This is a genomic window from Bacillus sp. FSL K6-0268 (assembly GCF_038005425.1).
GTDB lineage: Bacteria > Bacillota > Bacilli > Bacillales > Bacillaceae_G > Bacillus_A > Bacillus_A thuringiensis_S.
In genome coordinates this window covers 4,096,358-4,109,142 of the sequence record NZ_JBBOTF010000001.1, presented here as the reverse complement: position 1 = coordinate 4,109,142, position 12,785 = coordinate 4,096,358, and the positions used below count along the sequence as shown (strand labels likewise).

The following is a 12,785-nucleotide window of genomic DNA, read 5'->3' as shown; positions in this document are numbered from 1 at the left end:
TAAAACAAAATATTTTATACGCTTTCATACCTTGTCAGCACTAGGTTATACACTCAATATCAAATAATTAGGAATCATTTTTATGTTAACATAGGTGCATATAGTATATAATATAGGATATATATTATATACACTTTCCGGTAGCGGAGCTTTTCCATTATGCGGACAAGCCATGTATCGGACAGTTCATAAACAATAGGTAAGAAAATGTGGTTTTAGATCTATGTCAGCTTGTTTGCTGCCATATATTTAAAGGCATTTTATTGTGTTTTGTGAAACTTTGCATAAAGTTTCGTAAACGTTTACCATCTTACTTATAAAAAATAAGAGTATTGCTATCGTAAAGGAGAATTGGAGATGCCAGAAACTATGACTCAAACAAAGCCAGAACAAGAAACTGTACAAATTTCTGCTAGCCAAGGACAACTTGATGTACTTGATCAGTTGTTAAAACCTGAGGTACAAGAATCATTAACAACACTAGTAGAACAGCTTCCAAAATTAACTGAGCTTGTTAACATTTTAACTAAGTCTTATGACTTCGCTCAAACTGTTGCTACTGATGAAGTATTAAAAAGCGACACTGTTGGTGCAATTACAGAGCTTGTAGAACCTGTAAAAGATACAGTGAAAAGCATGGCTGCAACTGCAATCGAAGCGAAAGATCGTGCTGACGAAAGTACTGAAGTTATCGGCCTATTCGGTCTATTAAAATTACTAAAAGATCCACAAGCACAAAAAATGTTCCGCTTTGTGAACGCATATCTTCAAATTAGTGCAGAACGTAACAATAAATAATTTAACTTATAACAACAATTAGTAAAGACGGGGGATATCATACTATGTCAAAACAAATTGTCATCTTAGGCGCTGGTTATGGCGGTCTTCTTGCCGCTTTAAACGTACGTAAATATTACAGCAAATCAGAAGCACAAGTTACAGTGATTAACCAATACCCAACACACCAAATCATCACTGAATTACACCGCCTAGCAGCTGGTAACGTGTCTGAGCAAGCAATTGCAATGCCACTTACAAAGCTTTTCAAAGGCAAAGATATCGATCTTAAAATCGCAACAGTTGAGTCATTCTCTGTTGATAGCAAAGAAATCAAACTAGCTGGTGGCACTACTTTATCTTACGATGCACTTGTAGTTGCTTTAGGAAGTAAAACTGCTTACTTCGGTATTCCAGGACTAGAAGAAAACAGCATGGTATTAAAATCTGCTGCTGATGCAAACAAAATCTACAAACACGTTGAAGACCGTATTCGTGAATACGCGAAAACGAAAAACGAAGCTGATGCTACAATCGTAATCGGTGGTGGCGGATTAACTGGCGTTGAGCTAGTTGGTGAGCTTGCTGACATTATGCCTAAACTTGCAAAAAGCCACGGCGTAAATCCAAAAGAAGTTAAACTTCTTCTTGTTGAAGCAGGTCCAAAAATCCTTCCAGTATTACCAGACCACTTAATCGAACGTGCAACTACTAGCCTAGAAGCACGCGGTGTTACATTCTTAACAGGTCTTCCTGTAACAAACGTTGCTGGCAATGAGATCGACTTAAAAGACGGTCAAAAACTTGTTGCTAACACATTCGTTTGGACAGGTGGCGTACAAGGTAACCCATTAATCGGTGAATCAGGTCTTGAAGTTAACCGTGGTCGTGCAACAGTTGATGCATACCTGCAATCTACTTCTCACAAAGACGTATTCGTTGCTGGAGACAGCGCTGTTGTCTTCTCTCCAGACGGTCGTCCATACCCACCAACTGCACAAATCGCTTGGCAAATGGGTGAGTTAATTGGATACAACTTATACGCAGCACTAGAAGGCAAAGCATTCGAAGAGTTCGCACCTGTAAACTCTGGAACACTTGCTAGTCTAGGACGTAAAGATGCGGTTGCTACAATTGGAGCAAGCAATACTCCACTTAAAGGCTTACCAGCATCATTAATGAAAGAAGCAAGTAACGTTCGTTACTTATCACATATTAAAGGTCTATTCAGCTTAGCTTACTAATCTGAATATAAGCCCGAATCATGCCCAGCATGGTTCGGGCTATTTTTATCCCGCATTAACGGGCAGTAAAACCTCCACCTTAAAATCCAGTGAATGCAGGGATGAAGTCGGAAGATTAACTGCCCGTAAAAGCCCGATTGGTTCAACTAATAATCAGTGGGGAGGAACAATCCCCCCACTGATTAAAGTTTCACTTTATCCGTAATTTTCTCTAACTTATATATTCGGCAGAAGAATAATATAACCCTTTTAATTATCTAAATTTACTGATTATTTTATGTCCAAATTGTGTATATGAAAGGGGTGGAAGTATTCTTCCTACTCCCACCCCTTTCACACAAACTATTCGCCTAACTTCACAAGGCTGTAGTTCTTCTTCCCTTTACGAATAATAATAAATCTTCCATCAAATGAATTTTCTACAGTAACATCTGATATTAAGTCAATAAAATAGACACAGATAAATTTAATTATGTAGCCTCCAAGTCGTACATACGTTCTTTTTCTGTCGGGGATAAATAATCATTCGCTGAATGAATTCTTTTACGATTATAGAAAATTTCAATGTATTCCCAAATATCTTGCTGTGCTTGGGCACGTGTTGCGTATTGTTGCTGGTAAATAAGTTCTTTTTTCAAGACACCATGGAAGGATTCGATACAAGCGTTATCATAACAGTTCCCTTTTCTACTCATACTACATTGCATTCCATACTGTTGTAATTGTTTTTGATAATCATGGGAAGCATATTGACTTCCTCGATCAGAGTGATGCAAGACTGAACCTTCCGGTTTTTGACGGAAATAAGCTTGTTGTAAAGCCTTCAATACTAATTCTTTTGTCATCGTACGATCAGCATGCCAGCCCACAATTTTTCTAGAATACAAGTCCATCAGACTTGCCACATACAACCATCCTTCTTTCGTCGATACATAGGTAATATCAGCTACCCAAACTTGATTTGGCTTTTTTACCTTGAATTGACGATTTAACACATTGTCCTGTACCGGATAAGAATGTTTGGAATTTGTAGTAGCTTTATATTTTTTTACAGTTCTTGATTGTAATCCCTGTTCTTTCATGATTCTGGCCACTGTTTTTTGTGAGATTTGCTTTCCTTTTTGACGTAAGACAGACGTTACTTTCGGACTTCCATATAAACAACGCGATTCTAGAAAAATGCGGTGGATCTCTTTGGTTATTTGTTCTCTCTGTATTTGCCTGGGGCTTTTGGTGTGATGTTTCCATTTGTAATATCCGCTTCGGGATACATGTAGAACTTGGCACATCTTCTCCACTCGGTATGTGAAGCGGTGTCGATGGATAAATTGAAATTTTACCGATGGTCTTTCGCGAAGAAGTGCATCGCCTTTTTTAAGATTGCATTTTCTTCCTCTAAATCTCGAATACGTCGCTCCATTTCATTTGTTTTTTTGTCCTCAGAACGGAACGTTCGTTGCTGTATCACCTTGGGCTCTTGTTTATATTTCTTTACCCAACCGTGAAGGGTATTCACTGAAATTCCTAACTCTCGGGCAACTTGAGCTACAGCTTTACCTGTTTGGAAAACATGTTTTACGCTTTGGCGTTTAAATTCTTCTTCATATTGTTTTACTTTCCCCATGTAAACACCTCGTTCGGTTCATTTTTATTATAATAACCTGTGTCTACTTTTTAGTCTAACATCACATCCGTACCCACATCTGTTACTTTCTCACCATTCATAGAAATCGCACCATTATTAATGTCCTCGCGTGCTTGTCGTCTGGATGGTTCAATTCCTAAATCAACTAGCCACTCTACAATATTTTTTGTCTCTTTTGAAGAATGGAATGTTGGCATTTCTTTAAAACCTTGTTCAATTTCATCAGCTGTTAACGATTTAATATCTCCGCTAAATAACGCTGCTGTAATTTTCTCAGCTTGTAATAACGCCTCTTCTCCATGAACGAATTTCGTCATTTCTTCCGCTAGCACTTTTTGCGCTTCACGTTTATGAGGCTCGACTTCTACCTTCGCTGCTAATTCATCAATACGCTCTTTCTTTAAGAACGTAAAGTATTTCAAGTATTTAATTACGTCACGGTCATCTGTATTTACCCAGAACTGGTAAAATTCAAACGGTGTCGTTTTTTCAGGATCAAGCCAAACTGCACCACCTGCTGATTTACCAAACTTCGTACCGTCCGATTTTAATAATAACGGAATCGTTAATCCGAATACTTTAGCCTCATGACCTTCTAACTTACGAATTAAATCTAAACCACTCGTAATATTTCCCCATTGGTCACTACCACCAATTTGAAGTTGAACATCCTCTTTCGTGTATAAATGGTGAAAATCCATCGCTTGCAAAATTTGATATGTGAATTCTGTGAAAGAAATACCTGTATCTAAGCGGCTTGCTACAATATCCTTCGCTAACATGCTATTGATGCTAAAGTTTTTCCCGTAATCACGTAAAAACTCAATAATATTTATTTCATGTGTCCAATCATAGTTATTTACCATCTTCACTTCGCTATTTCCACCAAAATCAAATAGCTTTTTCATTTGTGCTGTTAACGCATCTACATTATGCTGAACCACTTCTAACGTTTGAAGTTGACGCTCTGATTGTCGTCCACTCGGATCACCAATTGTTCCTGTTGCCCCGCCAATTAAAATAACAGGATGATGGCCAGCTAATTGGAATCTCTTCATCATCATAAACGGAATCAAATGTCCGATATGCATACTATCACCAGTTGGATCAACTCCGCAGTATAGTGAAATCTTTTTCTCTTCTACTAGCTTACGTAAGCCTTCTTCGTCAGTCTGCTGATTAACGGCGCCGCGCCATTCTAATTCATCAATAATATTCATCTTTTGTCATCCCCTTTATTTTTTAAAAACAAAAAAGCCCCTATGTCTACGATAGACATAGGGACGATTATTCACCGTGTTACCACCCAGTTTGCATAAATAGCATAGCTACTCATACCACTCTTAGCAATAATATCGATTGCTAGTCCGCTTAGCATTACCTAAGATACTCCAGAGTGTAATTCGCAAGTTTGTTTGTGCTAGGTTCCAGCAACCCCTAGCTCTCTCGTTAACAGTGACAAACTGCTACTGGGCTCTTTCAACGTATGTTATTTGTTAAATTATTAGCCATTATATTGAATTGAAAACAAATTGTCAACAATACCCAAATATTATTTTAAAATAATTCATATCTTCATACGTATTTCGTTATTCCTTATCTTCTCCAATAATCCTTACTTCTCGCTCTAACTTCACGCCAAATTTCTCTTCAACTGTCTTTTGTACGAAGTGAATTAAATCGATGTAATCTTGTGCTGTTCCGTTATCAACATTCACCATAAATCCAGCATGTTTTAAAGAAACTTCTACTCCACCAATTCGCTTACCTTGTAGTCCTGAGTCTTGAATCAACTTACCAGCAAAGTTATTTGGTGGGCGCTTAAATACGCTACCACAAGAAGGGTATTCTAGAGGCTGTTTTGACTCACGCTTAAACGTTAAATCATCCATTTTTGCTTTAATTTCTTCACGTACACCTTCTTCAAGTTCAAATCTCGCTTCAAGAATAATGTAATGGTTGTTCGCAAATACACTCTTACGATATCCAAATTCAAATGCTTCTTTCGTCAAAGTACGTAGCTCTCCATCACCTGTCATTACGACAGCTTCTGTTAATACAAACGAAATTTCACCGCCGTATGCACCAGCATTCATATATAATGCTCCGCCAACTGAACCTGGAATACCACAAGCAAACTCAAGACCCGTTAAATTATGATCTAATGCAATGCGTGATACATCAATAATTGCTGCGCCACACTGTGCTACAATCGTCGTTCCTGTTACAGTAACACCTGTAATATGAATTAAACTTACTGTAATCCCGCGAATTCCACCATCTTTAATAATGACATTCGATCCATTTCCTAAAAACGTAACTGGAATATTATATTCGTTCGCATATTTGATAACTTCTTGAATTTCATCATAATTTGTAGGCGCAACGAAAACATCTGCTTTTCCGCCAACTTTAATATGCGTATGATTCTTTAACATTTCATCTTGTTTAACATGTCCTTCAGGCAATACCGTACTTAAATATTTATAAACCTCTTGCATATTCATTTTACGATTCCTCTATTTCTATATTCATTTTATCCCGTTATACGGGCCCATAATATCCCCACGTACATGAAAGAACCTAAAGTGGTGGATACAGTGTACCCAAAATCAATTCGAGACACCTATAAACCTCTTAATTTATAAGAGGTGCCACTCATATTAAAATATATATTGCATAATAAAGCAACCCAAATGGACTACTAAACTTGACATGTCATCAGAAAGACAACAATTTGTAAAATATGTGACTTTTTCAAAACACTATCCCTCAGTATCTTACTATACCATACAAAAAGAAAGTGGTATTTTTTTGTACTTTTTACTTTATTTACATCAATGAAAAAAGAGCACATTCCACAGAATGTGCTCTTTCTATACTCATTAAATTATTTTTCGTTCTCTTCTTTTTCCTTATCAAACCATAATAGCTCATCGTCATCCACTTCACCATTATAATTGATTAAAATTTCTTCTCCCGCTTTTATATCCTTATACGCGAAGAAGTTAAAAGTATGATTCTCGAAGACAATTTCATACGTTGCATTCGGATTATATGCATGATTAAATAACATGCCGTATCCTAACAGGAATGCCGTATGATTTACCCCATACTCAAATGCGTAGTCAGCAAGTAACGTTTTTTCAATGTGTTCATGCTGTTCATTCGGATAAGAGATAACTGGTGCTGAGTGAATCAACTCACCCTTTTTAATATCACGAGTTGCAAATACACCTCTATTAAATTCTCCATCACTAAGTTCAGAAGTCTTAACTTCAATCATATTCGTCACCTATATAATTCTTTCTTTGAAGTATTTTATCCCGCTATTTGCGAGGTTCAACTAATAATCAGTAGGTATTAGTCTCACTTTATCTCCTTAAGCTTGGCAGAAAACGCGCAGAAAAGCAATTAAATTACTATCAAGTATTCATTTAAATGAAAAAAGAGCACACATGGTGTGCCCTTTTCAAGAAATATTACTTTTCTAGAATATCTTCTAGTAACTTCACTTGCTCGCTAACAGTATGTAACGTCTTAACCGATATATCATTTCGATGTTTTTCTTCTTCCACACTCGCTAGCACTTCTTCTGTAGCTGTAGAAGTTTGCTGAATTACGTTAGAAGCATGCGTAACATCCTTTACAATATTCGTCGTTTTAACTTGGAAACTTTCTTGATGAATAACAACCTCTCGCATTACTTTATTAATCGCATCAATAAACTTCCCTAAATCAGTTACGTTTGTTAAAACGCTTGCTAACATTTCGTTACACTCTTCTTGTACTCTTTCTGACTTCTCTACCTGCACTTCTACCTTACTTGCTTGATTACTAAACTCCTTCAAAATCCCTTGAATTCTTCCCGCAGAACGATTTGATTCTTCAGCAAGCTTTAACACTTCACTCGCTACAATAGCAAAACCTTTTCCATGCTCACCTGCCCTCGCAGCTTCAATATTTGCATTTAAAGCTAGCAAACTCGTCTGACTTGAAATATTCGTTATTACATCTACAATTTCATTAATTTGTTTCGATTGCATCATTAAATCTCTAAATATAATTCCAGACTGTGAAACAACATCATTTAAACTTCTCATGTTAGCTTCAAAATTTCTTAAAGTATGTACACTACCTTTTGAAATGTCTAAACTTTCATCCACACGAGCCGATGCAGTTCTTACTTGAGAGATGATTTGTTCAATATTTCCCTCCATATCATTCAATACCTCTACCGAACGATACATCATCTCTGATTGTGATTGCGTACCAACTGCTACCTCTTCAAAGGCAAAATTAATTTCACTCATCGATTCCATCGACGTGTTCATATTTTGCCTTAAATGATTGAAATTACTATCTAGTTTCACAACTGTTTCTTCAATAAGCCTTTGCGTCTCTTCTAGCTCCTGAGCTTTTCTCATTACTTCTTGCTTCTCATCACTTAAACGAAGGAGCAGATTAGAACCGATTTTCGTGACGCCCCACATAGCAATTGTTACAATCGCTAACAAACTTGCAAAATTAGCAGCTTCAGACGAGGCTGTATAAGCAAAAAATTGCTTCGGCCAATAGCTACAAAGAATAAATGTGATCACAACAGCTACCCCGCCAAGAATTAAAATGAGGCGCTCACTTAAGTAAATAAGTGAAACAGCTAATGTAAAATAAACCATTTGAAATACAGCCGGGCTTTCATTAAAAGCTTGTACCATGATGTAAGACATGGTAAGCAACATAAATGTCATGATATATTTATACGCTGATTCCATACTTTTTATAAAAGTAAAAAGCGTTCCAAATGCAACGACAGAAATACCACAAATCCAAAACGCTATTGCTCTCTCTGTAAAAATATATCCATAATACCCAATCGCGATTATCCCAAGGCAGAAACTACAAATCGTTATAAACAGTAATAAATGATTTTTCTGTGATTCTTTCTCAAGGTTAGAAAAACAAGTCCTCTTTAACCACTCCATATGAAGCCCCACCTTCTACTTATACATATCAATTACTTCAGTTTAAATACCGCACTCACTGGGTTATGATCGCTATTTTCAAACTTTAAATCTTTCCCTTGTACATTTACAATCTCTACATTCGGTGAAACGATAAAGCCATCAATAATAGTGACGAAATTTTCACCTTCGACATATTTCTTTACATCATCTCTCACAGTCATAACAGACGGATCTACAGCCCACTTAAAGCCACCGTCCGTAAAATCCTTCGGTAACTCTACTAACCACTCAGGACGCTCTTTCACAAACTTCGGATCACTTAATTGAGCGTTCGAAACTAATTGATTCCAATCTCCGCCCATTATTACGTAATCACCATTTTCATAATGCTTGTTCATATATTCTTTTAAATACTCTACTTGCTGTTTTCTAATTTTCCCGCCTTCATCATAAGCAGACAAATGTAGATTTACGAGTCTAACATGTTTCCCATTATTAACAGGAATTTTATATTCCACAATTGCTCGATCTAAATCAAACAAACGCTTTGGCCAAGGCTCCATTCCAGGCAGCTGGAACCTCTTCGCTTCTTGAACAGTGTATTTAGAAAACGTACTTAATCCAGCCTCCGCATATCCCATTGGATTTGTTATTGGCACTGGAACCCATTTCGTATCGTAGTTCTTGCCAAATGACGAAACATAATCAGGTAATCCTTTTTTCAAAAATTCATGTCCATTTACATCAAATGAACGAAGTGACTTTATATCAACTTCTTGTAATAGCGCAAAATCACTATTCTCATTTTGTAAAAACGAAAGCATATTCTTTAAATTAATTTCCGTTTGCTCTTTACTACTTGAACCAGATCCCTTTCCACCATCCATAAAGAAATCTTGATCCTTATCTAACCCAGCATATCCAATATTAAATGTTGTAACTTTAAATTCATTTCCAGTCGCTAATACGCGCTCCTTATTATTCTCCACCTTCAAGCTTATAACATCAGCAGGCTGTTCTTTAGTAAGTGTCATATACGCTAGAAATCCTCCTACAATGCCCGCTAATACTAAAACACATATAAATACGATTTTTAAAAATTTCTTCAAATAAATGACTCCTTTTCACGCGAATTTATTTTTCTTTATTTTCAGTCAAATAAAATAAAACGACACACATAAGAAACATTTTATCATAATTAAAACTGTATATCACTATATTTAGTTGATAAGTAATCGATCTCATTTTAATTACTAAAAAACCTTCAGACATCAAAAAAAGAAAAGTTACACCCACCTCCTCACTAGAAATTAGACGGTATATTTAGTACACTATATGTAATAATCAAAGGCGATGGAGTTCGCCATAACTGCTGCTTAGCTAATGACTCCTACCAGTATAACTACTGGTAGGAGTCTATTTTTTTGAGCAAGCTATTTAAAGAGGTGAAGAAATTGATTTATATTATCGTTGGCATAGCCGGTATATTAGGAGCCCTTTCTCGCTATTATTTAGGTCTTACTATTCATACTTCATGGAATCATTCATTTCCGCTAGCTACATTGCTCATCAACTTACTCGGCTGCTTCCTATTAGCGTGGCTAACTACCTATATCGCTCGGCGAAACATCTTACCATTAGAAATTATCACAGGCATCGGAACTGGATTCATCGGTTCCTTTACGACTTTTTCAACATTTAGTGTAGAAACTGTGCAATTGATCAATCATTCTGAGTGGAGCATAGCCTTCTTATATGTATCATGTAGCATACTTGGTGGCCTCATTATGTCTGGCCTTGGCTATATACTTGGAGATTTCTTAATTAAGAAATCTCTTACGGAAGGTGATTACTCATGATAGAAGCTTTATTAGTGGCAACAGGAGGATTTTTCGGTGCGATTACACGATTTGCAATTAGCAATTGGTTTAAGAAAAGAAATAAAACACAATTTCCAATTGCTACATTCCTTATTAATATAACAGGAGCATTTTTACTTGGATATATAATTGGAAACGGGGTCAATACAGGCTGGCAACTATTATTAGGGACTGGATTTATGGGCGCATTCACTACATTTTCTACGTTTAAATTAGAATCTGTTCAGCTTCTCAATCTTAAAAAACCGTACATCTTCCTTTTATATTTAAGTGCTACTTACATAATTGGTATCCTCTTCGCATTCCTTGGGATGAAGCTAGGTGGAATATAAAAAAAGCGACTCTATTGAGTCGCTTTCTTTCATAAGAAATATGTCCCGCCATATGGAATGGAAAATAAACCAGATGGATGTACATCGTAATGTACAATTTGCATCGGAAGCTGTGAATACGGCATATACTGACTTTGCATTATTTGTGCAAAATATGCTTGTTGTTGCATTTGAATAGCTTGATTCACAGCATGAATTGTCCCTTGTGCCCCAGCCAGCGTAATAGCTGCTCCTACTTGTCTACCATTATAAAAATAATGATTCATCATGATTCATCTCACTTATTCTTTTTCTTCCATATGGTATGTTTCTATTTCATAGTGAGTGTTTTGTCCCTATTGGTAGCTCCTATCTATTGCCCTTTTTCAGCTTTGAAGTAATAAATCCAAATAGTAATACACCAATACCACTAAGGAACAATACATAACTTATCGGTACTAGGAAAAAGAAAGGTTCTTCAAGGAATCCATCCGCTCCTATTTTACTGTTTGAAGCATGTATAGTTAAAGAAATAATCGCTAAAATCATTAAAGAAATAGCTACTACGTATTTATTTTTCATTTCACATTCTCCTCTACTCATGTAATTCTCCTTAGATCGTTAACATCATATTATCTAAAACAACATTAACAGTCAATAATTATTTATTGTTTAACAATAAATAATTATTGACTAAACTAATAACAAAAAGGTTTACGAAGCATCTTAAATCACTTCGCAAACCTTCTAAATCATAAATATTTACACTTCAAACCTCTTGCTTAATACAACATACATTGCGCAAAATAGCACGAATATCCCAGCATAAATTAATAAAATCTCTACACTAAACATATCCGACAATGGACCAAATATTATTATTCCTAAAGGAAGCGCGCATGAATTCGCAATTTGTACAAGGCTAAACATCCGCCCGTGCATCGATGGTTCTACTTTCTCCTGCAATAACACAGTAACTGGTGTATTGAAGCACGGCATTGTTATACCAATTAAAAAATTAAATACTAAATACATAGTAAATATCGGTGCTATTCCGAGTCCAATCATAAGCAGTCCATATAATGCACAAGCTAGCGCTGTTGTATGCATACGATTAGGAAAACCACCCCACGCCGCAATCAATACGCCACCAGCTGCCGCACCCGCACTAAAGGTCATCTCACTCGCAGTAAGTCTCCACATTTCGGCCCCGAAAGAACGAGTTACCATTAAAGGCGTTAAAAAAGCAGCTGGACTTATTAAAATCATGACGATAATCAATAAAAGGATTAGCCTTTTAATAAATACATTTTCTTTTAAATAAGAGAACCCTTCTTTAATTCCTTGTAGATTAGATTTTTGCTTACTCTCTACATTCACATGTCCTTCGACCTGAATAACAAACATAATACTAATTCCAAACATGGCTGTAATAACATCAATAAAAAATGTTGTTTCAATGCTGGCAATAGAAAGAATCGCAGCACTTGCTGCTGGAGAAAGAAACATAATTAAAGATGTAATACTGCTATTTATTCCATTTACTTTCATAAGATACTCTTTCGGAACGATTTGCGGAATTAATGCATTCACAGCTGGCGTTTGTACTCCTGTTCCAGCTGAACGAATGAGTAACACAATAAAAAGTAACCAAATACTTTTATATCCTGTTAAAAATAAACTTGCTAAAACTAACGTCGCAATCGCTATAACCCCATCCGATAACATAATCATCTTTTTACGGTCATAACGATCAATCCAAACACCTGCAAACAAAGATATCGCAATTTGTGGTAGAAAACCGCAAACAGTTGAAATAGTCAACATCACTCCTGATGATGTTGTAAGGGTGATATACCATATAATCGCGTATTGCACGAGAGAGGAACCGAACAACGAAATAGTTTGAGCGGTCAAAAATAATATAATTTTCGTTTTCCAATTGTTTTCACTCATATGTT

At 36.2% G+C, this 12,785-nt stretch carries 12 protein-coding genes, 2 pseudogenes, 1 riboswitch and 1 other annotated feature; of the genes and pseudogenes, 4 read left to right on the top strand and 10 right to left on the bottom strand.

Annotation, left to right across the window (positions count from 1 at the left end; translation table 11 throughout):
* Nucleotides 1-357 precede the first annotated feature (357 nt).
* Nucleotides 358-798 (top strand): DUF1641 domain-containing protein, encoded by a 441-nt coding sequence (locus tag MHI28_RS21240; RefSeq protein WP_001115310.1) that lies wholly within the window; start codon nucleotides 358-360, stop codon nucleotides 796-798.
* A gap of 44 nt (nucleotides 799-842) precedes the next feature.
* Nucleotides 843-2,021, top strand: a complete 1,179-nt coding sequence (locus MHI28_RS21235) for an NAD(P)/FAD-dependent oxidoreductase (RefSeq protein WP_000043199.1) — start codon at nucleotides 843-845, stop codon at nucleotides 2,019-2,021.
* Nucleotides 2,022-2,363: 342 nt separating this feature from the next.
* On the opposite strand, the pseudogene MHI28_RS36195 reads toward MHI28_RS21235, so the two are convergent.
* The 7 genes and pseudogenes from MHI28_RS36195 to MHI28_RS21205 all read right to left on the bottom strand — a co-directional run.
* A pseudogene (locus tag MHI28_RS36195) lies at nucleotides 2,364-2,465 on the bottom strand (hypothetical protein); the annotation flags it as partial.
* A 26-nt stretch (nucleotides 2,466-2,491) separates the two neighbouring features.
* Nucleotides 2,492-3,645, bottom strand: a protein-coding gene (locus tag MHI28_RS21230) for an IS3 family transposase (RefSeq protein WP_340827731.1) whose coding sequence is annotated in 2 segments (ribosomal slippage) — nucleotides 2,492-3,390 and nucleotides 3,390-3,645 — 1,155 coding nt in all. Because the reading frame shifts where the segments join, the coding sequence is not laid out codon by codon here.
* Between the two features lie 53 nt (nucleotides 3,646-3,698).
* A pseudogene (gene tyrS, locus MHI28_RS21225) lies at nucleotides 3,699-4,886 on the bottom strand (tyrosine--tRNA ligase); the annotation flags it as partial.
* Between the two features lie 56 nt (nucleotides 4,887-4,942).
* Nucleotides 4,943-5,158 (bottom strand) — a binding site (T-box leader).
* Between the two features lie 97 nt (nucleotides 5,159-5,255).
* Complete coding sequence (murB, locus tag MHI28_RS21220) at nucleotides 5,256-6,173, bottom strand: UDP-N-acetylmuramate dehydrogenase (protein ID WP_001057103.1); 918 nt, start codon at nucleotides 6,171-6,173, stop codon at nucleotides 5,256-5,258.
* A gap of 383 nt (nucleotides 6,174-6,556) precedes the next feature.
* The gene (locus MHI28_RS21215; RefSeq protein WP_000573651.1) at nucleotides 6,557-6,952 is read right to left on the bottom strand and encodes an SET domain-containing protein; all 396 of its coding nucleotides are present in this window, start codon (nucleotides 6,950-6,952) and stop codon (nucleotides 6,557-6,559) included.
* Between the two features lie 196 nt (nucleotides 6,953-7,148).
* A complete protein-coding gene (locus MHI28_RS21210; RefSeq protein WP_000455074.1) occupies nucleotides 7,149-8,651 on the bottom strand; it encodes a DUF4077 domain-containing protein in 1,503 nt (500 codons plus the stop codon).
* Nucleotides 8,652-8,683: 32 nt separating this feature from the next.
* Entirely contained in the window at nucleotides 8,684-9,742 is a 1,059-nt protein-coding gene (locus tag MHI28_RS21205; RefSeq protein ID WP_000714043.1) for an endonuclease/exonuclease/phosphatase family protein, read from the bottom strand.
* Between the two features lie 231 nt (nucleotides 9,743-9,973).
* Nucleotides 9,974-10,033, top strand: a riboswitch (Fluoride riboswitch).
* A gap of 54 nt (nucleotides 10,034-10,087) precedes the next feature.
* On the opposite strand from MHI28_RS21205, the gene crcB (MHI28_RS21200) reads away from it, so the two are divergent.
* A complete protein-coding gene (gene crcB, locus MHI28_RS21200) occupies nucleotides 10,088-10,492 on the top strand; it encodes a fluoride efflux transporter CrcB (protein ID WP_043312406.1) in 405 nt (134 codons plus the stop codon).
* Nucleotides 10,489-10,845 carry a fluoride efflux transporter CrcB gene (crcB, locus tag MHI28_RS21195; RefSeq protein ID WP_000568576.1) on the top strand — a complete coding sequence of 119 codons (357 nt, stop codon included), beginning with the start codon at nucleotides 10,489-10,491 and terminating at the stop codon, nucleotides 10,843-10,845. The genes crcB (MHI28_RS21200) and crcB (MHI28_RS21195) overlap by 4 nt, the downstream gene beginning before the upstream one ends.
* 29 nt (nucleotides 10,846-10,874) lie before the next feature.
* On the opposite strand, the gene MHI28_RS21190 is transcribed toward crcB (MHI28_RS21195), so the two are convergent.
* The 3 genes from MHI28_RS21190 to MHI28_RS21180 form a co-directional block, all read right to left on the bottom strand.
* On the bottom strand, nucleotides 10,875-11,114 hold the full coding sequence (locus MHI28_RS21190) for a DUF3947 family protein (protein ID WP_000980953.1): 240 nt from the start codon (nucleotides 11,112-11,114) through the stop codon (nucleotides 10,875-10,877).
* A 79-nt stretch (nucleotides 11,115-11,193) separates the two neighbouring features.
* Nucleotides 11,194-11,427, bottom strand: a complete 234-nt coding sequence (locus tag MHI28_RS21185) for a DUF3955 domain-containing protein (protein WP_000086300.1) — start codon at nucleotides 11,425-11,427, stop codon at nucleotides 11,194-11,196.
* A 159-nt stretch (nucleotides 11,428-11,586) separates the two neighbouring features.
* Entirely contained in the window at nucleotides 11,587-12,780 is a 1,194-nt protein-coding gene (locus MHI28_RS21180) for an MFS transporter (protein ID WP_001293764.1), read from the bottom strand.
* Between the last annotated feature and the right edge of the window lie 5 nt (nucleotides 12,781-12,785).